Annotated in this window: 28 protein-coding genes and 1 other annotated feature; of the genes, 18 read left to right on the top strand and 10 right to left on the bottom strand. The window is 36.1% G+C overall.

Annotated features, from left to right (window positions below; genetic code table 11):
• Positions 1 to 137: 137 nt before the first annotated feature.
• The 3 genes from IHV12_RS08340 to IHV12_RS08330 are packed head-to-tail and all read left to right on the top strand — an operon-like array spanning position 138 to position 3,150.
• Positions 138 to 929, top strand: coding sequence for a nicotianamine synthase family protein (locus IHV12_RS08340; RefSeq protein WP_197190552.1), 792 nt, complete (start codon positions 138 to 140; stop codon positions 927 to 929).
• The gene (locus IHV12_RS08335; protein ID WP_197190551.1) at positions 926 to 2,257 is read left to right on the top strand and encodes an opine metallophore biosynthesis dehydrogenase; all 1,332 of its coding nucleotides are present in this window, start codon (positions 926 to 928) and stop codon (positions 2,255 to 2,257) included. The genes IHV12_RS08340 and IHV12_RS08335 overlap by 4 nt, the downstream gene beginning before the upstream one ends.
• Positions 2,254 to 3,150, top strand: a complete 897-nt coding sequence (locus tag IHV12_RS08330) for a DMT family transporter (protein WP_197190550.1) — start codon at positions 2,254 to 2,256, stop codon at positions 3,148 to 3,150. The genes IHV12_RS08335 and IHV12_RS08330 overlap by 4 nt, the downstream gene beginning before the upstream one ends.
• 34 nt (positions 3,151 to 3,184) lie before the next feature.
• Here IHV12_RS08330 and IHV12_RS08325 read toward each other — a convergent pair whose 3' ends face one another.
• Positions 3,185 to 4,552 (bottom strand): amino acid permease, encoded by a 1,368-nt coding sequence (locus IHV12_RS08325; protein WP_197190549.1) that lies wholly within the window; start codon positions 4,550 to 4,552, stop codon positions 3,185 to 3,187.
• 84 nt (positions 4,553 to 4,636) lie between these two features.
• Positions 4,637 to 4,865, bottom strand: a binding site (T-box leader).
• Positions 4,866 to 5,082: 217 nt separating this feature from the next.
• Positions 5,083 to 5,604: a DUF6843 domain-containing protein gene (locus IHV12_RS08320; RefSeq protein WP_197127245.1), complete on the bottom strand. Its 522-nt coding sequence runs from the start codon at positions 5,602 to 5,604 to the stop codon at positions 5,083 to 5,085.
• A gap of 182 nt (positions 5,605 to 5,786) precedes the next feature.
• Between IHV12_RS08320 and IHV12_RS08315 the strand changes: the two genes are divergently transcribed.
• The gene (locus IHV12_RS08315) at positions 5,787 to 6,635 is read left to right on the top strand and encodes a DUF2785 domain-containing protein (RefSeq protein ID WP_197190548.1); all 849 of its coding nucleotides are present in this window, start codon (positions 5,787 to 5,789) and stop codon (positions 6,633 to 6,635) included.
• 50 nt (positions 6,636 to 6,685) lie between these two features.
• Here the strand turns inward: IHV12_RS08315 and IHV12_RS08310 are convergent, their stop codons facing one another.
• Positions 6,686 to 7,021, bottom strand: a complete 336-nt coding sequence (locus IHV12_RS08310; RefSeq protein ID WP_370568782.1) for a winged helix-turn-helix transcriptional regulator — start codon at positions 7,019 to 7,021, stop codon at positions 6,686 to 6,688.
• A 122-nt stretch (positions 7,022 to 7,143) separates the two neighbouring features.
• Between IHV12_RS08310 and IHV12_RS08305 the strand changes: the two genes are divergently transcribed.
• The 3 genes from IHV12_RS08305 (at position 7,144) to IHV12_RS08295 (ending at position 8,729) form a co-directional block, all read left to right on the top strand.
• Positions 7,144 to 7,638, top strand: coding sequence for a lactoylglutathione lyase family protein (locus IHV12_RS08305; protein ID WP_197127247.1), 495 nt, complete (start codon positions 7,144 to 7,146; stop codon positions 7,636 to 7,638).
• A gap of 137 nt (positions 7,639 to 7,775) precedes the next feature.
• On the top strand, positions 7,776 to 8,426 hold the full coding sequence (locus IHV12_RS08300; protein WP_197127248.1) for a pentapeptide repeat-containing protein: 651 nt from the start codon (positions 7,776 to 7,778) through the stop codon (positions 8,424 to 8,426).
• Positions 8,427 to 8,528: 102 nt separating this feature from the next.
• On the top strand, positions 8,529 to 8,729 hold the full coding sequence (locus IHV12_RS08295; protein WP_197190547.1) for a hypothetical protein: 201 nt from the start codon (positions 8,529 to 8,531) through the stop codon (positions 8,727 to 8,729).
• A gap of 57 nt (positions 8,730 to 8,786) precedes the next feature.
• Here IHV12_RS08295 and IHV12_RS08290 read toward each other — a convergent pair whose 3' ends face one another.
• Genes IHV12_RS08290 through IHV12_RS08275 form a run of 4 tightly spaced genes read right to left on the bottom strand, consistent with a single transcriptional unit; the run spans position 8,787 to position 11,807 of the window.
• Positions 8,787 to 9,791, bottom strand: coding sequence for an ABC transporter permease subunit (locus IHV12_RS08290; protein ID WP_197190546.1), 1,005 nt, complete (start codon positions 9,789 to 9,791; stop codon positions 8,787 to 8,789).
• A 1-nt stretch (position 9,792) separates the two neighbouring features.
• Entirely contained in the window at positions 9,793 to 10,668 is an 876-nt protein-coding gene (locus tag IHV12_RS08285; protein ID WP_197190545.1) for an ABC transporter permease subunit, read from the bottom strand.
• Positions 10,661 to 11,263, bottom strand: coding sequence for a hypothetical protein (locus tag IHV12_RS08280; RefSeq protein ID WP_197190544.1), 603 nt, complete (start codon positions 11,261 to 11,263; stop codon positions 10,661 to 10,663). The genes IHV12_RS08285 and IHV12_RS08280 overlap by 8 nt, the downstream gene beginning before the upstream one ends.
• Entirely contained in the window at positions 11,253 to 11,807 is a 555-nt protein-coding gene (locus IHV12_RS08275; protein WP_197190543.1) for a sigma-70 family RNA polymerase sigma factor, read from the bottom strand. Before IHV12_RS08275 ends, IHV12_RS08280 begins: the two co-directional genes overlap by 11 nt.
• A 257-nt stretch (positions 11,808 to 12,064) precedes the next feature.
• Between IHV12_RS08275 and IHV12_RS08270 the strand changes: the two genes are divergently transcribed.
• Together IHV12_RS08270 and IHV12_RS08265 are read left to right on the top strand one after the other, a co-directional pair.
• The gene (locus IHV12_RS08270; RefSeq protein ID WP_197190542.1) at positions 12,065 to 12,850 is read left to right on the top strand and encodes an aminoglycoside 6-adenylyltransferase; all 786 of its coding nucleotides are present in this window, start codon (positions 12,065 to 12,067) and stop codon (positions 12,848 to 12,850) included.
• A 16-nt stretch (positions 12,851 to 12,866) separates the two neighbouring features.
• Complete coding sequence (locus IHV12_RS08265) at positions 12,867 to 13,007, top strand: hypothetical protein (RefSeq protein ID WP_197127251.1); 141 nt, start codon at positions 12,867 to 12,869, stop codon at positions 13,005 to 13,007.
• 46 nt (positions 13,008 to 13,053) lie between these two features.
• On the opposite strand, the gene IHV12_RS08260 is transcribed toward IHV12_RS08265, so the two are convergent.
• Positions 13,054 to 14,247 (bottom strand): DUF418 domain-containing protein, encoded by a 1,194-nt coding sequence (locus tag IHV12_RS08260; protein ID WP_197190541.1) that lies wholly within the window; start codon positions 14,245 to 14,247, stop codon positions 13,054 to 13,056.
• Between the two features lie 190 nt (positions 14,248 to 14,437).
• On the opposite strand from IHV12_RS08260, the gene IHV12_RS08255 reads away from it, so the two are divergent.
• From IHV12_RS08255 to IHV12_RS08230, 6 genes are all read left to right on the top strand, one after another.
• A complete protein-coding gene (locus IHV12_RS08255; RefSeq protein ID WP_197127253.1) occupies positions 14,438 to 15,010 on the top strand; it encodes a DUF2975 domain-containing protein in 573 nt (190 codons plus the stop codon).
• A 21-nt stretch (positions 15,011 to 15,031) separates the two neighbouring features.
• A complete protein-coding gene (locus IHV12_RS08250) occupies positions 15,032 to 15,235 on the top strand; it encodes a helix-turn-helix domain-containing protein (protein ID WP_066392329.1) in 204 nt (67 codons plus the stop codon).
• A 28-nt stretch (positions 15,236 to 15,263) separates the two neighbouring features.
• Positions 15,264 to 15,956, top strand: coding sequence for a diphthine--ammonia ligase (locus IHV12_RS08245; RefSeq protein WP_197190540.1), 693 nt, complete (start codon positions 15,264 to 15,266; stop codon positions 15,954 to 15,956).
• Positions 15,953 to 16,477: a GNAT family N-acetyltransferase gene (locus tag IHV12_RS08240; RefSeq protein ID WP_197190539.1), complete on the top strand. Its 525-nt coding sequence runs from the start codon at positions 15,953 to 15,955 to the stop codon at positions 16,475 to 16,477. Before IHV12_RS08245 ends, IHV12_RS08240 begins: the two co-directional genes overlap by 4 nt.
• Before the next feature lie 106 nt (positions 16,478 to 16,583).
• Positions 16,584 to 17,459: a hypothetical protein gene (locus tag IHV12_RS08235; protein ID WP_197190538.1), complete on the top strand. Its 876-nt coding sequence runs from the start codon at positions 16,584 to 16,586 to the stop codon at positions 17,457 to 17,459.
• The gene (locus IHV12_RS08230; RefSeq protein ID WP_197190537.1) at positions 17,459 to 18,199 is read left to right on the top strand and encodes a DUF5694 domain-containing protein; all 741 of its coding nucleotides are present in this window, start codon (positions 17,459 to 17,461) and stop codon (positions 18,197 to 18,199) included. The genes IHV12_RS08235 and IHV12_RS08230 overlap by 1 nt, the downstream gene beginning before the upstream one ends.
• 12 nt (positions 18,200 to 18,211) lie before the next feature.
• Here the strand turns inward: IHV12_RS08230 and IHV12_RS08225 are convergent, their stop codons facing one another.
• Positions 18,212 to 18,448 (bottom strand): hypothetical protein, encoded by a 237-nt coding sequence (locus IHV12_RS08225; RefSeq protein ID WP_197127258.1) that lies wholly within the window; start codon positions 18,446 to 18,448, stop codon positions 18,212 to 18,214.
• A gap of 84 nt (positions 18,449 to 18,532) precedes the next feature.
• Between IHV12_RS08225 and IHV12_RS08220 the strand changes: the two genes are divergently transcribed.
• Together IHV12_RS08220 and IHV12_RS08215 are read left to right on the top strand one after the other, a co-directional pair.
• A complete protein-coding gene (locus IHV12_RS08220; RefSeq protein WP_197190536.1) occupies positions 18,533 to 18,865 on the top strand; it encodes a hypothetical protein in 333 nt (110 codons plus the stop codon).
• A 141-nt stretch (positions 18,866 to 19,006) separates the two neighbouring features.
• Positions 19,007 to 19,660 (top strand): uridine kinase family protein, encoded by a 654-nt coding sequence (locus tag IHV12_RS08215; RefSeq protein ID WP_197190535.1) that lies wholly within the window; start codon positions 19,007 to 19,009, stop codon positions 19,658 to 19,660.
• 22 nt (positions 19,661 to 19,682) lie between these two features.
• Here IHV12_RS08215 and IHV12_RS08210 read toward each other — a convergent pair whose 3' ends face one another.
• Positions 19,683 to 20,249, bottom strand: a complete 567-nt coding sequence (locus IHV12_RS08210) for an MEDS domain-containing protein (protein WP_197190534.1) — start codon at positions 20,247 to 20,249, stop codon at positions 19,683 to 19,685.
• Between the two features lie 197 nt (positions 20,250 to 20,446).
• Here IHV12_RS08210 and IHV12_RS08205 point away from each other — a divergent pair, with 197 nt between their 5' ends.
• The gene (locus IHV12_RS08205) at positions 20,447 to 21,481 is read left to right on the top strand and encodes a zinc-binding dehydrogenase (RefSeq protein WP_197127261.1); all 1,035 of its coding nucleotides are present in this window, start codon (positions 20,447 to 20,449) and stop codon (positions 21,479 to 21,481) included.
• Positions 21,482 to 21,580: the final 99 nt, after the last annotated feature.

The following is a 21,580-nucleotide window of genomic DNA, read 5'->3' as shown; positions in this document are numbered from 1 at the left end:
TTTTTTGTTTTAGGTAAAAGTGCAGTGATTGTAACGTTCAAGAATAATTATCATTGACTCGTGTGATGAAGTGATGATATTATGTAAAAATTAAATCGTAATAATTACGATTTACGATAAAGTGTATGGAGGTTCTAGTGAAAGAGAGATTTCAATTATTACTATCTTTGAAAGTCACTGAGTATGAGATCAATGAACTTTCAAAGTATGCCAAAGAATGTGATGAGTGTTATGAGCTATTAAAAGTAAAACTGGATAGTCTTCATCATTTTATGACAGATCCTACTAACCTGCACCGATGGAGAGAGTGGGGTGAAGATAAGGACATAGTGTCTTTATCTGAAAAGCTGCGGGAAGCTTCCGTACAAGCTCTTTGTGAGATGGAAAAATATCAGAGTTTGCGAACATGTAATCATCAATTGAATGCAAGTGAATACATAACTACACTTTCACAAACCGTGAAACAGGAACTAGATGAATTACATATTAACGAGAATTCAAAAGTGTTATTTATAGGTTCAGGAGCGTTTCCCATTTCCGCTCTTACCATTGCGAGTGAAAAGAATGCAGAAGTTTATTGTATAGACATTGATGAAGAAGCGGTTGAGATGGGTAGAAAAGTTTCTGAGATTACTGGCCTACAAGAAAATGTTAGATTCTCTAAATCTGTTGGAAACGACGTCCACTTTGTCCAAAAAACGACTCATGTCTTAATCGCTTCTCTAGTTAGAAACAAACGAGAAGTATTAAATGAACTAAAGGATTTATTGCAGCCTCATACAAAAGTAATACTTCGATACGGAAACGGTTTAAAATCAATCTTTAACTATCCGTTAGAGATGAAGTTGACTAACGATTGGGAACTGAAGAGCGTAAAGAGAACAGAAGGTATCTATGACACGATGGTCTTAGAGAAAATGAACGCATGAATGTAATGAAGGAAGTGAGTGAAATCGTGAATGATATAAGGCCAAGCGCCTTAGGGAATACGCTAATTGCAGGCGCTGGGCCAGCTGCCATTCAGACAGCCGTCCAACTATATTCAGGTTTTAGTGAAAGGATAGGACTGTATAATCGCCCTGGTGTACATGCGCAACGTATAAAAAAAGAACTGATTCATAATAATTTTGAAGTTAGCCTGACTATTCAAGGTAAAGAGGCGGAATCAACTGCAAAGATTGATTGTTTTTTTGATGATGTATCCCGTTTACGTGATGAATGGGACACTATAATTCTAGCAACTCCCTGTACGAGTTATGCAAATGTAATGAAGTCTTTTCAAACTGCAGAATTAAAGCGAGTAAGAACCATTATCCTACTAGCTCCTAACATTGGTTCAAACGATTTAGTAAAAAGTTTGATAGCAAAAAAAACAGTTGAAGTAATCAGTATGTCAACTTATTATGCTGCAACTAAATTTCATGCTGATTCTGCAGTCACTGCTCATACGAAAGCATTTAAAAAACGGATTTACTTAGGTTCTTCAAAAGGCAAAAGCCGTATGGTAGGTGTCCTGAAAGAATTTCTAAAATCGTTAAATATTGATGGGGTGATCGTTGATCATCCGCTCGATGCGGAATGCAGAAATATTACAACATATGTGCATCCAGCCTTCTTTTTAAATACATTTACTTTAAATGAAATATTCGATGTTCAACCTAAAGATAAGAAGTATATGTATAAGTTGTATCCTGAAGGGCCAATCACACAGCAAAGAATAAAAACAATGGTACGGCTCTGGAAAGAAATTTCAACTTTAATAGAAGAATTAGGAGCACATCCCATTAATTTATTAAAGTTTTTAAATGACGATAATTATCCAGTACCAGTCGAATCCATCTCAAGAGAAGATATTGATAACTTTTCAGAATATGAGGAGGTCAGACAGGAGTATCTGCTCTATATACGCTATGCTACTATTCTAATCGATCCGTTTTCAATTCCTGATCATGAAGGAAGATATTTTGAATTCTCAGCAGTTCCCTTTAAAAAAGCACAGGAGGAAATTGAGGGAGTGTGGAGTAACCCTAGGATCCCCTTTGAAGACTACCAAAAATTGATCCTAATCTATGGTCTTGCAGAGAAGTTAGGGATATCAATGCCTGAGATGAAGATGCTCATAAAAAATTTTGAATTAGAGTGTCAACAGATTGAAAAGATGTTAGGAATAACAGAGTCATTGATTGAAGCTAGAAGACTATCTTCATTGCGAGAAGTAACAGACATCATGAAGGAAAGAGAGAGGCGTTATTCATGAAAAACGGTGTTTTGCTCGCCATCCTATCTTCCTTTGTTTTCAGTATTATGAATGCACTCGTTAAGGCAGTTAGTTTAAATATCCCTTATTCAGAAAGTGTATTTTTTAGAAGTTTGATAGGAACCATCATCATCTTTATTATTATGAAAAAGAAAAAGGTAGCCTTTTCAAAAACCGGTGTACCAATGCTTATGGTTCGCGGAGTCTTTGGAGCGTTATATCTATTAGCCTATTTTTATACAATCGCAAAAATTCCATTAGCAGATGCTAGTATCCTGGCCCATCTGTCTCCCATTTTTGCCGTAGTATTAGCAGGTTTGTTTTTAAAAGAAAAACTAACGAAGACGCTTCTCTATATTCTTCCTGTCGTGTTAGCAGGGGCGCTCTTACTGATTAAACCACAAGAGTTTTCATCCTATTCCATGTATGCGCTAATTGGTGTAGGAGGTGCTTTTTTCGCAGCTTGTGCAGCCACTTCTATTCGGTATTTAAGCAGCAGACATCATGCTTATGAGATCGTATTCTATTTTCTCGCTACAGCAACGTTAGTTAGTATACCTTTAATGTGGAACCAATTTGTAGTACCTTCACCATTAGAACTGTTTTATCTGATCTGTATCGGAGTTGTATCTTTAGTAGGACAGTTATTCTTAACAAGTGCATTTACGCATGAAAATGTCATTGTTGTAGAGGTTACCCGTTACATTGGAATCGTCTTTAACGCTTTTTGGGGCTTTTTATTCTGGTCAGAGATTCCAGATGGTCAAACGATTCTAGGAGGTATGTTGATTATTGCTTCATGCATCTTCTTATCTCGAAGACGATCACTAGAAGTAAAGATTGATAAACTAAAGTTAAATAAAGTAGCGATGAATACAAACGATAAAAGGTAAGGAGAAAACGCTCAATTACGAGCGTTTTCTTTTGTTAACTTGCCATCTTTTCTGGATTCGAGTTAAGTGATTTTCTTCTAAACACATACGTTGCACTTATCAATAAATAAATGCCTAGTGTTACACTAGTGATTAAAATTGACGTGGTGAGTACAATGCCGATCAATATAGCAAGTAAAGACAGAATAGCAACCCAAGTGGTATAAGGAAAACATCTTACATAATAGCCGGAAAGCTGTTCATTCTTATTTCGTGACTTTAAATGTGCAAAGGCAATGATTAACCATATAAACAATACGGTATAGCCAAGTGATCCCATAAGATAGTTAAAGGTTTTGTCGCCTGCAAAAATAGAAAACAGTACACCTGCATATAGGGAAGCTGTACACATCAAAATCGCGATAAAAGGAACTTTCTTAGAAGAAAGTCGAGCGAAAATCTTAGGAACACGACCGTCAACGGCTTGTGTATACAGCACTCGCGATGAGCCATATAACCCTGAGTTCATGGATGAGATGATAGCAAGCAGAATCACACCATTCATCACATGATCTGCACCAGGAATTCCGATCATCTGAAACACCATGACAAAAGGACTTTCATTCACGCCATTTACTTGATCCCAAGGAATTAAGCCAACAATGATAAAGAACGGAAACAAGTAAAAGGCAATGATACGAGTTAACGTACTGCGAACAGCTTGAGGTACTACCTTTTCTGGATTCTTCGTTTCAGCTAAGGTTACACCGATAATCTCCGTTCCACCATACGAATAGATTACCACTAACATAGCTGTCATGAGACCGGCTGAACCGTTCGGGAAAAATCCACCATGATGAGTTAAGTTTGTGAAACTAGGTGCAACATGGTCACCAAACGAAACGAACAACAGCAAAAGTCCTGAAAGAATAAAAATAACGATCACACTGATCTTAATAAGGGCTAACCAATACTCCGTCTCAGCAAATATTTTTACGGATAACAGATTTACGATCGTAACGGCGATTGAAACCAAAAAGGCTAACATCCAAATCGGCGTATCCGAGAACCAATATTGAAGAAATATCGCTGCTACCACAGCTTCTGCCGCAATGTTTAGCACCCACATCTTCCAATAAATCCAATCAAGAAAATAAGCGGGGAACATGCCTAAAGCAGATTGAACAAGGTCCCGAAACGTTCGTGCACCACTGTTTTGAACAGCCATCTCTGCTAAACCTTGCATCACAAACAATAAGATGATACCACCGATTAAATAAGCTAGAACAACCGAGGGACCTGCTGAATCAATAGCCGCACTGCTGCCTTTAAAAAGTCCAGCTCCGATACTGCCTCCAAGAGCCATCATCATAATATGACGAGAAGTCATCGTTCGTTGTAAGTTCTCTGTGCTTTTTTTCATCTTCATAACCTCTCTTAAAGTGATGTTAGAATCTATAAAACAAATAACAAAAAAAGGCTTACCATCTCTGATCTCAGTTGTGAGAAAAGAGACGATAAGCCTTTGGCTGACCGCGGTACCACTCTTGTTGATTCGTCATAGAATCCTGCTTGTAGAACCTGTTAACGAAGGTTAATCGTCAAAACATAGAGAACGCGTTCTTTTTGTCTTGCTGCTCCAGGGCGAGTTCAAAGTTTTCATAGACTGCGTTCCACCAACCCGCAGCTCTCTAGACTACAAAATGACTTTTACTACTCCCGTTCGTTGCTTTTATCAAAATGATTATTCAGAATAATATGGATTACTATAAAGGCTGTATCTTGGGCTTGTCAACACATAAATTTTAAATGAAATAGCACAAGGTAGTATGGAAACGGTAACATTTATTCACTTTCTGAAGTTATTTCATGCTGATCTTAGCATGTCATGGGGTGAAGAATGCTAAATAAAAAAAGGGTGCAGGAGGTTTTTAAATTCTCCCGCACCGCAACTTATTTCTTTATTGCCAGCTTTTGAAAATAATATTTTCCTACATGGTTCACCTGCGCATTAAAATCATTTCTTCCATTTTCTTTAAAAGAAGGACCACAACTAGAAGACGTTACTTGAATAACGGAATACTTAATATCTTCACCGTTTCTACCTGAAAAACCACCGTTTGATCCAAGACTGATACACTGGTCGTTGATTTCTTTTCGTTTGCCATTTTTATCAACATAATAATATTTATCATTCACAACCCCATAGATCATGTCCTTCGTTGAGGTGAATGAAACACCATACTGACTGATCTCAGTATCTTTTAGTACATCCAAAGTCTTTTCTTTTACAGGAATTACTGTGTAATCATCTTCTTTTTTTAAAGCGGGTTCGTCTGGCATGTTATAGAACGTAAAGATAGAGCCCTCAAAGCCTTCTGGAATTAAAAAGATGTTGTTTGTAGTCTCTTGTTTGTTAAAACTACAGCCTGCTAAAAACAATATAGATATCGCAACAATTATATATTTTTTCAAGTGCATTCACTCTTTCGATTCATTTTCTTTATTGTATCATTGTATCCAAAATTCCAATAACAACTAACAAGCTTTCCACAGAATTGTAACGAGTTAAACAAATTTTTCCAAAAATAAACCTGTATTATACCATCTTTTTGTATAATGAAAATATAGAAATACTAAATGGGGGTAGAAAGATTATGACTACTTTGTTCCAAAGCGACAAAACGGTTGAAGAAAGCGAATTATTAAGGCTTTTGACTTCAATAAATAACAAGGAAAAGACATGGGAAGATGTAGATCAGGAAGTTGTTTTAGATGCGATGATTCTACATATTGGGTCACCTAGTAGTGATCTACGAGAGATGGTTTATCGATCGTTTTATATGTCAATTATCCACGATCAACTCGACTACGAGACATTAAAGAAACTTCTAGATTATAGTGTAACGCACCTTTTATTTAAAGGAATCGGCGAAAGTGGGACAGATTCTGTCTTCACCCGTGCTTTCACAACAATATTGATAGCGGTCATCATCAATAAAGATATCGAAGTGGATTTTCTTCCAAAAAACACCCTCACTGAAGTGAAAAATGAAATCAAGAAGTACATAGAGCTGGAACGTGATGTTAGAGGTTATGTACCCGTAAAAGGTTGGGCACACAGCATTGCTCATGTGGCGGATACATGTGATGAATTGATCAAGAGTGAAAAAATTGCCGAAGTTGAATACTTTCCTATCATTGAAATTCTTTTGAAAAAATATTGTACGACTCCGACTGGATTTTTGCATGGAGAAGATGATCGCGTTGTTACAGCTGTTCTTGCTATGCTGAATAAAAAGGTAGGGTTAGAAGAATTAAAACAATTTGTTGAAGAAATTCCCGGCCTTTTAAAATCTCAAAAAGAAGAATTGTCATCTGAAAAGTATTGGTTTGTTATGGCTAACTGTGTGTCCTTGTTAAAAAGCCTCTTTATAGGGGTTAGTGATGATCCGCTATGTAATTCACTACAACATACAATTCGAAAAAGCTTATCACAAATTTAAACAAGCTAAAGGAGGCAGGCCGTTGGTTTAGAGCACTGAACCTCCTTTTGTTATGCTAAATCTCCGTGCTCTGTTCCCCATTCATGCATCTGTTTTAAAATGGGCATTATTGTCGAACCGAATGCAGTCAATGTATATTCTACCTTCGGAGGTACTGTATTGTACGATTTCCGATCAATGAATCCGTCTTCTTCAAGTTCCTTTAATTGCTGAGAAAGAACTTTATGTGTCACTCCTGACAACAGGTTTCTTAATTCGTTGTATCGTAAAGTACCATCTATACCTAAGTGCCATAGAATAACCGTTTTCCATTTACCACCGATTTTTTGTAATGTATATTCAATTGAACATTTTAGCTTGCCATCGTCATGTGTTGATATTTTCACGAAACTAACATCCTTTCTTACTTCTAGGATAGTATGTCACTTTAAAGTGCGTTCTTACATAGTAGGAGAGTGTCTGGGTATAATGATTCCTGTAATCAACAAAAACAGGGAGGAAGATGAATATGCCAATCTATCCAAGAACATTTTCTCATATTGGATTGTCCGTGCCAAATCTAGAAGAAGCGATTAAATTTTACACAGAGGTTTTCGGATGGTACGTTATCATGGAGCCTTCAGATGTAGAGAATGACGATACACCAATCGGTCAAATGTGCCGTGATGTTTTCGGTGATGACTGGGAAACATTTCGAATTGCACATTTAGCAACAGGTGACAAGATTGGAGTAGAGCTTTTTGAGTTTCCTCATAACGAAAAGCCTGAAAATAATTTTGAATATTGGAAAACAGGTTTGTTCCATTTCTGCATCCAAGATCCGGATATTGAAGGAATTGTAGCTAAAATTAAAGAGTATGGCGGCAAACAGCGCATGCCAATTCGTGAATATTATCCGAACGAAAAGCCTTATAAAATGGTCTATGTAGAAGATCCATTCGGCAACATCTTTGAAATCTATACGCATAGTTATGAGCTTACCTACTCTCAAGGAGCATATTAATATATAAGAGAACCGCTGACTATTTTTGTTCAGCGGTTTTTTCATTGCACAGAAAATCAAAGAAAAGAAAAGACTACTATTTATTTTTTTACTTCTGTAAGCTTGATTTAATGAGATTACGTAATGGAGTGAAGAAAATGACAAAGAAATTCAAGGTGGATCTGCCAAAAATTCAGGGAGATTTAGAAGAAGCAAGATTTCGGGATTTGTATTTGGAGGAAGATCCTTATCTTCACGACTGCTCGATAACGGGAGCTTTTTTAGAGAATGAAGAAATCGACAAACTCATCCTATCCAAAGTGAAATTTAATAATGTGACACTAATCCACTCCAGTTTTTATAAAGTGGACATGACCGATGTTGTATTTGAAAACTGTGATCTTTCCAACACAAATTTTAAAGAAGGTATCCTTTATCGCGTTCATTTTAAAGAATGTAAGCTGATGGGTGTAGACTTCGAAAAGGCGAATCTTAGAAATGTAACGTTTGAGAACTGCATGTTAGACATGAGTGAGTTTGTAGAAACAGATCTTAAACCCGTTTTGTTCGATCAATCTTCGCTTAAAAATGCTAACTTTTATGAAACAAAACTTAATAAAGTGAAATTTGAGACGTGTAATATCGAGGAGATCGATTTTACAGAAACGGCATTAACTGGGATTGATATTAGTACTTGTAAATTCAATAACATTAATGTGGACATCACAAGTTTAAAGGGATGCACAGTATCTCGAGAACAGGCAATCGTGTTTTCAACATTGCTAGGATTAAAGGTAAAAGAGGAATAAAAGTAATACTAACGACTAATTGGATAATTATGTTAAAATTAAAGTGTAGGCACATATGGCATGACTTCATGTATTAAATCATTTTCCACTAGGAGAGATGAAATGAAGGAAAACCTTACACTAGCTTGGATTGCTGCGTTATTTGCTCTTATAGGACAGCTGTTGTTTTTTATAATAATCGCTATTTATTCCGGTGAATGGCGCTTCGTGATGTGGAGTTTCATCGTGAGTATGAGCGTTGGGGTCCCTAGTATGATCCACGTTTGGCAGGCACAAAAACGTACGAATCTAAACAGAAATTAGGAGTTTTTCTTTCTCAAATAACAACGGATTCTAAAATGCAAGTAAGCTCATTACCCCTTAGGGGAAATGAGCTTTTTTCGTCTCTTTAACAAATGAAAAAGATGACGCAACGGGGATTACATCAATGGGCTTTGTATGATCTCTAAAGCTTTTTTGTTTAGAAAAAAGGTAAGCCCTCTCTAGTCCGGAAAGTATAAATGTACATGCGATTATGGTTAATGTGAAAAAAAGAATGGGGACAAGTGGAATCCAAGGATGCGACATAAACGATGGATAATACATCCCTAGTAAACCCGTCCATTCATGAGTAACAGAATCAATATCTCCCCCATGAAAGACAATGGTTCCACCAAAAAATACTTGTAGTACTCCTAAGTGTATTAAGATGACAAGAACTTGAATGAATTGCTGCAGAAACAAGATGATAAGTATGGGATTGAGGTGAGGGGCAATATGTTTTCTTAAAAGATGAGGATAACGGCCACCTAATATTTTTGCAGAACGAACAAATTCTTCATTGAGTAATAATTTTATTTCATTTCCTAAATAAAACGTAATTGTCGGAACGGCGAATATGATTAAGATCATCATCTGAAAGCCAACCCTTAGATAAAAGGGTTCTGGTGTAGTACCGTTACTAAACGTTAGGACGTGTTGCAAGAGGAAATAGGAAATCATAGTCATTGGAATAACTGAAAAACTATCAAAAAAAGATTCAAAGCTTCTGAAAAGTGGTTTGTTAAATTTAGCAAGGGTTATCGCTAGTAATAAGCCAATAAAAATACGCATGAAAGTGATAAGTAGCCCAGCCCCTATTGTCCACTTTGCGCCTTCAATGATGAGATGAAGCAAATCATACCCTTTACGATCCGTTCCTAATAAGAATTCAGCTGACGGTGCAAATGGGGCAGCACTCACTGTGCCATTTTCATCAAAAAGTAAGGATACACGCCTGATTTCGCCATCATAGAAAACTGAATTTCCAATACTTAATACTACAAGAGTTATTAAAAACAGAAGAGCAATTACAGCTCTTTTTTGGCGTATGAAACAATACCACATATTAGATGACCTCTTTTAGCAGATGTGAATTGAATAGTCTGAACAGCTGGAAATAAATAAAAATGGGTACATAGATGAGTAATAATGCTACTGTAAAAGTTTCGATACTGTTATAGTCTTTTACAAAAATGAATATCCCAATAGAGTTAAAAAAATATTCAATAATATAAAGGTTGGATAACATAAACCAAATGTTGGTTTTTGTAAAAAAGAAGAAGCGGAGTAAGACGTTTCTTAACACATGTTTGAAAAATACAGTGAAATGACTTAAACCTTTGCCACTTGCAAGTGATACATATGGCTTTTCATACTCTTCTTCTGTATGAAAAAGTAAAATTTTCGTAAACATTATGGTTGTAGGAATACTTAAACAGATGATTGGAAGTGCTCTTATCTTTTGATCGCCAGCCGCTGCAACTTCCACAACGAGTATTCCGGTTTTTTTAAACAACCAAACGATAGACAACTGTAAGATCATAATGATTAAAATATCTGGTAAAGCTTCAAGGTACACAAGACTCTGCTTAACTTTGTTTACAATTCTAGGATTAAGACAGGTAAGACAATAAACGATAAGTACCGCTAGTACTAATGAGAAGATAAATGAGCTAGCAAATATAGTTATAGATTCTTTGTATCTGATTAAGATTTCAGGAAATAACGGACGTACAACTTTATAATAGGAATACGTTAAAGTAGAAGGTTCAAGTAAACTTGCAACTAGGTTACCGAATGCTTGGAAATATTGTGTGATATTTAACGAAAGTCCATTAAAAAGAGCCGGTGTAGCACCTAATGCTATAATCCCTGCTAATGACAATAATAGTTGAATACATGTGGATAATGAATGTTTGACCCAGTTAATTACTTTATTCATCTTCAGGCATGCTCCATTCAATACCGATTGATCCTGCAGGTTTGTGTGCAATCAGTATGTAGTTATTTGCATTCCCGTTATCATAAGCAGCTGGGTTTTCTCTATAAATTGAAAGGTATACAGTCACATTTTTTATATCCCATATGTTTTTTCGTTGTGGGTAAAGCTCTTGATAGAGTCTTGAGTATGTTGTTAACACCTCTTCTACATCCTTCTTGTAATCAGTTATTTCACCGTGGTCTGAAATCATCACTTCCATGGAGAAGGACTTTTCACTTTGTTGAAGGTTATAAATTTCATCGGTAAATCCTTTTTGTTTAGCCAAATTTTCCGCTTTTGTTAAAAACGGAATGGACAAATAACTTGTTGACGAATTATTTCCTGTTTTTGAAACGAGAAATGGTATGGTAGTTGTCATGATAAGTAGGACTAGCGCCGTAATCATAAGGTCTTTAGCAAAAAAGAACGAGGGTTTAACATTTTTTTTCTCTTTAATACTTAGTAAAATCCTTTTTTCCATTTGCGAGGTGAGCTTAATATGTCTATATACGCGCTGATCCATATGTTTTTTTAGATTTTGTAGTTTATCTTCCAAATGTAGATTCCCCCCATTTTTCTAATCTACTTTTAAGAAGTTGTCGGGCTTGATAGAGTCTTGATTTGACCGTTGTAGACTTTAATTTAAGAACTTGTTCAATTTCTTGCAGCGTTAGTTCTTCATAATAAAATAAGAGGATAACTTCTCTATACTTAGGCTTAAGCTTCATAATCTCTTGAACGAGTTGCTCTGATTCATCTTGGATAATTAACTTCAACTCTATCGATTTTTCATTAGAGGCTGTGAAAGATAGAATATGAGAAAGCTTCAATTGTTTGTAATGCCAGCTCTTTAAATAATCTTTGCATTTGTTTATAGCAATTCGATAGATCCAGCTTTTAATCGCTTGTTTCTCACGTAAATCGTCCATCTGTAAGTAAACCGTTAACATCGTATCTTGAAGAATGTCCTCAGACTTTGCTTGATCTTTAGTATAGGAATAACAAAGTCGTAAGATGCTTTCGCCATACTGCTTTATAATGCGTTGTAATTCTTCTTCACGGTAATCATATATTTGATTCTGTAATGGTTTTTGTTTCATCTGCATCCCTCATAAAAAAGTCATTTAACTAAAGACGATCCATTTTAATTAAGGTTGGATTTTTTTTAACAATTAACCATTTCTAATGTTTATTTGAAAAACCTTTTTTATCTAATTAGAAGGTACCATCCTCCTTTAAGAGGAATATGAAATGAAGATGATAATAGGGAGCTGGTTTTCGATGAGTGGGATTTGAAGCTTTACGGAATTTTTATCAGAAGAGGGATGGAGAACTGCCGTTACAGCGGAAAAAATTAATGAGAACTATAGAACAAGACCTAGTGGCAGATAAAAATGTTTTAGCCGTTTTTTATGGCGGGTCGATCGGAAAAGAAAGCACAGATCTCTATTCAGATATTGATCTTCGTGTTGTCGTGCGAGACGCCGTTTTTGAGAAGTTTCGAGAGAATAAAAAGAAAAGAGCGGCAAATTGGGGGCAAGTTCTTTTCTATGAAGATTTTCCTTGGACAAACTATTCTATCGCTCATTATGACTTCTTTATTAAAGTGGATACTTTCTATTACAAGAAAAAAGATCTTCAGCCTTCTATATGGATGCAGCATTTAAAAATAGTTTACGATCCTGAAGGTCATGTAAACTCAATAAAGCAACAATCACTTCAGCTATCCTACTCACCAACGATAGAAGAAGTAGAGATTTGGCGTACTAAATTCTTCGCATACGTTCATGAGTTCTATAGGCGAGTCATGCGGGGTGAACTCTCATACGCAAAACAATGTTTAGAAAACGGAATCTATTCTATGGTTTCTGGATGGTATATGATGGCAGGTCTACAGCCAAATAACTTTGCTGATTGGTCTAAGGTTGAAGGAATGAGGAGTCCGTTAGCTGACTGGCAGCGCATGCTTCTATCTGAATGGCGCCACAATTCAAACGAAGAGGACATGTTACGAGTCTTAATAAACATCTTACCTCAATTTCAAAAGTTGCATAAAGAGTTATGTGAAGTTGTTGAAATTACGTATGACCAGAATTGGGAAGAAGATATTTTGAAAAAGGTCCTATTTAATTTTAAAACTTGAATGAGGTGGTGAGTGTATGGGTGGAGCATCTGGGCTAGCGTTTATGGGCTTATTTACTTTTATTTTTCCAATAGCTGTAGGAACCTTTGTATTGGTCATGCTGTATCGAATGAATCAATCACTAAAAAGAATAGCGGATCGACTAGATGAGAAATAATCATGAAACAAAAGATAGCTGTCTCTGTGTAGACAGCTATCTTTATTTATATCGCTTTTCTATAATCATCCTCTAAAGAAGTATGTTTTTTGAACTTAGGTATCTTTAAGTAGACGACCAAGCGTACAAGATATTCAACGGGACCGATGGGCAGATGTTTTAAATAAACGGAACTAAGGAATGCTTGAGTTCCAAAGATAATAAAACCTACTACAGTAGCCAGAATTACACCAAGATCACCAAACCAACCTAAACCATAGCCGTAAAATAGAAATGTACAAATTATAGATTGCATGAGGTAATTTGTTAATGATAGTTTTCCCATACTTTCAAAACCACTTAAGAAACCTTTGAACTTCTGGTGGTTGTACATGTAAACGAACAGACTGATATAACCGATCGCAAGCATACTTCCTCCGATCATACTCATGTCTAAACGATAATCCCACTGCTTGCTGAGTAGAGGGGTAGCTTTTAGTAAGAGTCCGATTGGTATTAATAAACCACTTAGGATTGTGAACTGTTTGATCTTAGAAGACGTGTTTTGTAGCCATTTTCTATGTGCTGCATACATACCAATTAGAAACATCGGACTAAGAACAAAAGGAGTTAAAAATAACATGAAGGCTGCTTCACCACCACTCATATCAAGCATTTTGTCATCAAGACTGTGTGCTCTTATTTCTGAGTACGTTCCTGATCCATAGATTTTCTGTGTCTGTTGCATATATAAATCTATCTTGTCAGCACGGATCATTTTAATTTCTTCTGCCTCAAACAGGGAACCAATGAAGAGAAGAGAGAATAGTAGAGTAGCCCAAATCAATAGTGTCTTTGGTTTGCGATTTACCATGACTAAAAGTAGCAAGCCCATAAGCCCATATACAAAAAGAATATCTCCTTCCCATAAATACGTGCTATGCAAGATCCCAAGAGTCATAAGTAAAGCAAATCTTCTGAACAGATGCCACTTTACACGTTTGTTTCTTTCCTTTAACTTGTTACGCATAAGAATAAGCGAGTACCCAAAAATGAACATGAAGATAGGAAGAAATGCGCCTTCAATCACCACTTTTGTAAAGTAGTAAGCATATGTATCAGCTGTTGATAACTTGTAATAGTGAATTTCGTCCTTCCCAAAGATTCCAAACTGAAAAATGAGTAGATTTGCCAAAAGAATTCCTAATAAGCTAAATCCCCTTATACCATCGATGATGTTAATTCTCTGTTTAACCAACATTTTCACAATCCCCTTTATCTACATAATTACCAGTACCTAACAAATGTGTCGACGACATAACTATAACAGCGTATTTTATATAATTCAACAAATATTTATTGTTTTACGATAAAAAAGTAATGATTAAAGAGATTCTGTGCATTTTATATGGTATGATTAATTTATAAAAATCGAGCTGAGGAGAAGAAAGATGAAGTGGGAAATGTTTTATAAATATGGAGCAAAATTATGCTCTGTTCTGTTTTATGTGATTGGTTGTCTTAGTATCTTTAATTTGGTGTATCACTTGTCCTATTTAATGAGCCCAACAGGAGATTTAGCAAAGTCTTTCGGTACATTTGAGCCTGTTTACAGCAACTTAACGTTAGTTTTTGATACTCAACCTTTACTTTATAAGGATGAAGAATTCATCATCCTTTCACTCGCGGCCTCAATCATTATGTTTGTGTTCATATTAATTTTCCTTCGACTTATGAGAAATTTGTTACAGCATTTACATCAGGAAAGCCTATTTATGATGGAGAACGTAAAGATTTTATTCAAGATGGGTATCACCATTCTTGTACTAGGATCAGCTTTCACCTTTATGGACGAGCTCTTAATGACAAAAGCACTCAAGGAAATTGATGTAACAAACGCTGCTGTAACGTATACAGGATTAGCTTATGTTGATACGTTTTTCACAGGCATTTTCGTCATGATCCTAGCCTCTGCGCTAAAGGTAGCCGTAGAAGCAGTGGAAGAAAATAAACACACAATCTAAAGGTGGAGTAGGGATTGCGCAATGATTAGAATAAAATTAGATGTTATGATGGCACAGCGTAAAATGTCATTAAACCGATTATCCGAACTGGTTGATATCACCCCTGCTAATCTTTCTGTACTTAAAAATGAAAAGGGGAAAGCGATTCGTTTTTCAACACTTGATGCATTGTGTAAAGTACTAGAATGTCAGCCAGGCGATCTGATCGAATATATTGAAGACTAGTTGGAAATCAGAAAGAGAGGATTGTTACATGAAGAAAGTAGCCGTTTGCTGGAGTGGCGGGAAAGATAGCTGCTTAGCATTATATCGATTGCTTCAAGAAAAACATGAAGTTGTTTGTTTACTATCCATGGTTTCTGAAGAGGATGCACGGAATCATGCCCATGGTATTCCACTAGATATCTTACAACTACAAGTTGATGCGATCGACATTCCGTTAATTATGGTGAATTCAGCTGGCGAGTATGAAGCTTCTTTGATTGCGTCTTTGACTTCTATAAAAGAACAGCATGGGTTAGATGCGATTGCATTCGGCAGTTTGTATATGGAAGAAGATCGCAAATGGAATAAACAGGTTGCGGAAAAAGCAGGACTAGAAGCTCTTTTTCCAGTATGGATTTTAGAAGAACAAGCATCTGAACTATTGGAAGAATTTATTTCATTAGGTTTCCAGTCAATTGTTTGTCGAGCTTCAGCAGATATCTTGGACTCCTCTTGGACAGGTCGCGTGTTGAATGCAAGTTTTTGTGAGGATATTGAAGCAACAAAGAGCTGCTCAATGGGTGAACATGGAGAGTATCATACATTTGTTGTAGACGGACCAATCTTTCGAAAGAGGCTTGAGGTTGTTCACTCAGATGTTATCTTAAATTCAGGATTATGGTCGCTCGATATACAATCATGCAGGTTCATAGATAAAGATATGGAGGCTGTAATGAAATGAACATTCACTTTAGAAAGATGTTAAAACCTGAAGAAAATGTAGTAGAAGCTTTAAACCGCTGGGAAAACGACACGAAGCTGGTTCCATTAACACGGCCGAATAAAGATAGAGTAGAACTCGAAAGTAAACGGATCATCACGATAGAAGACTTATATCAACGTTTAGAGTTTCACGCGATTTATTTGATTTTTGTAGATGATCAATTAGTAGGTGAGATGAACTATATGGTCGATCCCCCTCATCTCTTTAATAGAACAGAAGGAACGGCATGGCTTGGTATTACAATAGGTGAATCAATCGGAAGAGGCAAAGGAATCGGCTTTCAAGCTTTGTCGTTCTTAGAAGGTGAAATTAAAAGTAATGGATTAAAACGCATTGAGCTTGGTGTCTTTGAATTTAACTACCCCGCACAAAAACTTTATCAAAAACTGGGTTACTCAGAAATTGGAAGAGTAGAGGCGTTCACGTATTATAAAGATCGAATGTGGGCGGATATTCGAATGGAGAAGCTGATCAAGTAAAAAAAGAGACTAATAGCTGTCCACTAGGGCAGTTTTTTTGATTTAAAGGGATTTTTTGGATTTTATTGAATTGTGATAGCAAGAAGGATAAAAAAGAGGGATCACAATGCAAATTATTGATACTGTTCCATTTTTTCTAGAAAACTATCAACCGTCTATTTCATTTTTAAAAGAATATTATAAGAGGAATCCATATATCTTTCATGAATATTTTTCTTATCACTGCAAAGATACAGAGGAAAGACATAATTCATCAATTGAAAAGTATCAAGACTCTTGGTCGTCTATACAACGTGTTCACGAGATGATAAAGCCGATTATTCAGGAAGTTGTTCAAGCTTATGAAGAAGCATATGGTGTAATTTTTCCTGTTGAAGTAAATCTAATCGTTGGTGGTTATGGCTCTAATGCTTACACGCATAGACAGATTATACCTAATATAACGTTTGCGTTGGAAAGGTTGTCTCCAGACTGCCATCATTTAAAAACCATCGTAGCTCACGAATTTGGGCATGCCACACAAAATATTTTGACAGATAAAACAATTATGAATTGGGAGAGAGTGAATTGGAGCAGTCCAATGACTTGGTTGAATCAAGAAGGCGCTGCAACCCATTTTTCTCAAATAATTGTACCTGGACTCCATCCCTCCGTATACTTTTCTTTTGATAATCATGGATGTGAGTGGCTTGAGTTTGCTCAAAAAAATGAAGATGAAATCTTACTTGCGTTTGCAAATGATTACAATTCATTGCCCTCTCAAACGATCTTTTCTGAATGGTTCTCCATAAATGGTGGAAAGAAATTTGGTTACAGTAGATTTGGCTATTACTTAGCGCATCTGTTCTTTCAAGACCAAGTCAAAATGCTGGGTGAGCGAGATGCGATAACTGCTTGGAAAGATGATGATTTCATAAAGAAAGCTGAAACTTGGGTTCGCCAACGCTCAGGAATAAGAAATAATCATTTGGAGCTGATGTGATGAGCATGAAACAAGAGAAACCCTTGATTATGATAGTAGGTACTTTTCATATGAGATACACACCAGACCTTCAACGTATGGACTTTGATGATTTATTAGCTGATTCTAGACAACAAGAAATTCATAAGGTGGTGAAGAAATTAAAGAAGTTCAAGCCATCGAAGGTTGCATTAGAGGTGGTGAAAAGTGAAGAGGACAAATTAAATCACGAATTTCATCAATACAGAGAAGGTGAACTGAAACTAGAGGTTGATGAAGTTCACCAGCTTGGGTTTCGAATAGCTTCAGATCTTCATCATGAAAAAGTTCATGCAGTGGATTGGATGGATACAATAGGGAATAGAGGATTGGGTCAGGTTTTTGAGTGGGCAGAAAAGAATCAACCTGAGTACTTTCGTTATATAAATGAAAACTATCGTTCAAATCATGAGCTGTCAATAGGGAAAAAGAGTGTATATGATATTATCAGATCACAAAATCATGAGTCATTTATAGAGAAACAGCATGAGATGTATATGGCGATAGCACGAATTGGCTCTAACGAAGAATACATTGGCATTGATTGGATCAGATGGTGGTATCAACGAAATCTAATTCTTTATTACAATTTAACTCAGATTACATCGACATCAGATCGTACCTTATTAATTATCGGTGCGGCTCATGTACATCTAGTTACTCAATTTTTAAAAGAGAGTAACTCGTTTAGTGTTGTAAATCCTTTAGACTATCTTACATAATGTTGAGTATAATCACCTATTATTTTTTCTTTCAATCAACGAAATCGTTAAGAATACGGTAAGAGAAGCTACTATAATGAAGGCTGCAGTGTTAGAAATATAATTAAAATCTAATTCATGAACGATTTTAGATTCTTCACCATAATAGTTTAGTAATTCCATTGTTTGGTTTTCATAGTCTAATAGAAAATAAGAAAGAACACTTCCGATGATTGCTCCGAAAATTAGTGAGAGCAATGTTTTATTCATACAACTTAGCACTCCCATTCATATATTTATTTTACGAGTAACATATGTATTATTGTACCATTATATTCCATCAAGGAGGAGCTTATGAATTCAGGTGCTGTGTTCGGAATTGTATTGACTCTAAGTCTTTTTGTGTTTAACTACTTTCCATATACTTTGAAAGAAAAGTTCAGACTGCCTTATTGGGTTTCAGGTATCCTCATTTGCTTTTTAGGACCACTGCTTGCTATGGGGGTAGGATCTTATCTATTAGATGAAGCTCATCGGGAAGGTAGCGACGGGTTCGGAGCAGGAATAGCAGGAGCGATTATAGCTATAGTCCTTATTGCAAACGGTGCTCTATATATAATCGGAAGTGTGGTTTCTGCCATAGAACAATATGTTACACGACGAAAGAAAGAAAAGACGCATAATTAGTGAAAAAAATGGATTAAAAATACAGATAGGAAGTAAGGAAATATGAAAGTATCCACTTGTAGAAAGCTATTTTAATGAAGAAAAGATTTGCATACTGCTAGAGGGCATTCTTGCAGAAAAAATTAGGAGTACAAAAAAGTCATGGAAAACATTTTACAAGAAATAAGTACGGGTATAAAAAAAGCAGGTCATCCATTGATAATAGGAATCTCTGGACATGGTGCTGCAGGAAAAACAACATTTGCTACTAAACTTATACAAACGATTGGGCAAGAAAAAGTAAATTCTATCAACACAGATCCTTATATCGTCCGTTCAGAGCTAAGAAAACGCACAATAATAGATTACGTGTATCACAATAACAACCATTCTTATAAAATGACTGCCTGTCATCCGCTTGCTCATCATATTTGGTCTTTAGAGCGAGACATAAAAATGATAAGAGATAAATTAGATCTATATACGATTGGGACTCATTTAACAGATAGTATCTTGGTTTCCTCTGAAAAACAAATAACAATAGTTGAGGGAATGAGTGTGGCATTTTGTGATCCTACACTGTTTGATCTTAAAATTTATCTATATACAGATGGTGATACTGAATTAAACAGGAGAGGGGTTCGTGATGTTTCGGAACGAGGGACAAACATTGATTATTTATTACGTTCACACGATGAACGAAGAATTCAATATGAAGTATTCATGCATCCCAAACATCAGCACTTTGATTATGTTGTAAAGAATTCAAATAGAGAGTATGTACTGGAAAAGGGAGTATGGCCAGTTAAAATTTGAAAACACTGCACATCGCAGTGTTTTATTTATTATTAGCTTTTAGTGTATAGTGTTCTGATACATTGAATTCCTTATCTATAAGTATATAAGGATGTGTTCTCAGTAAGCTTTTTTGAAGATGTTCTGGCATCTTATCACCCTCATACGCACATATCAGTGGGAATGCAAGCTCATTTACTGCGCCATCTACGATTTTCTCAAGATCTTCAATTAGATGAAAAGGATCTTCCATGGTCCCCCATTCAACATGTGCCCATGAGCGGAAAGGCTTGTTGTTTTCTACATAAGGTTTAACGACTTTGAAGAAGTAATCAACAATTGCAGGCGGATGATAACTGCCGCTTGAATAATAAAAGTCAAAATTATTGACATGATGAACAAGCTTCATTTGATTGGAATTTAATCGGTTGGCCAATTCTGGTTTAAGCATTCGATAGATTCGCTCATTTTCAATAACTACAACATACTCTCCTAATGAAGTACCATCTTGTATAAAATTCAGAATTTTTTCTGTGTAATCTTTCATTCCATTATAAGAATAAAGCACATGAACATTCCTTTTTTGTTCCAATAACACTTTCATATTCATATCCAAGTTATCACCACTCTCATATTTCTATTTTTATTAGTTTACCTGTTTTACAGAATAAAAGCTAAGGGGAAATATCAAAGAGGTTTGCTGAATCTTAATACTGATTGGCAAAGGTTTTACTCCATAATTTTTAGGTTACTATAAAGGATGGAGAAGTTAACTGCAAAAATTTTAGGATAGAAGGAATGATTTTATTGAAAGCCGTTCAAGTGACTGGTTATGGGGATGTAAACAAATTAGAAGTTGTTGAAATAGACATTCCAGAGCCAGGAGAAAATGAAGTATTGGTACAGGTAAAGGCTTGTGGCATCAATAATACTGAAATTTGGATGAGAGAAGGAGCATATGGGAAGGATTCCAAATCTGGATGGCGTCCAGAAGGCGTTCAATTTCCGAGAATTCCGGGATCCGATATTACAGGTACAGTTGTGAAAACAGGTAAACAGGTTGCGACTTCTATGATAGGAAAGGATGTTGTTCTGTTCCCTTTTACATCAACTGGAGAAGACGGCTGCGAACATATTTCTGATGATATGTCTTTTATAGGGTCAGAGTATGACGGAGGATATGCTGAATACGTAGTGTGGCCAGCTGAACTGTGTTTTGATATGCCTTTACAAAGTTTCACAGAAAGTGCAGTTTTCTCAGTTAGCGGTTTAACTGCTTGGCACATGGTTGAACAGATACAAATTCAACCGAATGAGACTATCCTTGTAACAGGTGCCAACGGTGGTGTAGGCTCACTGAATGTACAGATTGCTGCTAAAGTTTTTGGTGCTAAAGTAATTGCAGTAGTAGGTGACCTAACGTTAGAGGGAAAACTAAAAGAACTCGGGGCAACTCATGTCTTGTCATACAAATCGAGTGACCTTGCAAATGAAATTCAACAAATAAACGGGGGTCCAATTGACTCTGTATTAGATGTAGTTGGGGACGCGTTGTTTTCTATTTCTCTCCAAGCATTAAAAAATGGAGGCAAGTTCTGTATTTCAGGATCTGCCGGTGGACAGAAAACAGAACTTGATTTTAGAACCTTATATTTAAAACACATAACACTTTATGGTTCTGTCTTAGGAACAAGGACTGAATTTGTTCGAATGCTTCAAGCGATTTCCCAAGGCAAGATCGTGCCAGTTATAGATCGAACGTTTCCTCTCCAAGAGGCGAGAGAAGCTCAAACGTATTTTAAGAAAGCTGGAAAGTTAGGAAAGATTGTATTAATTCCTTAGGTCATATGTCTTGAAAAAGGAAGTAAAACTAGTTCACACCAAAAGTAAAGAATGGGCTGCCCAAAATTAAGTGTTCTTAATTTTTAGGCAGCCTTTGTC

This window comes from Fictibacillus sp. 7GRE50 (assembly GCF_015903875.1).
Lineage (GTDB): Bacteria > Bacillota > Bacilli > Bacillales > Fictibacillaceae > Fictibacillus > Fictibacillus phosphorivorans.
This window is presented reverse-complemented; position numbering and strand designations above follow the sequence as displayed.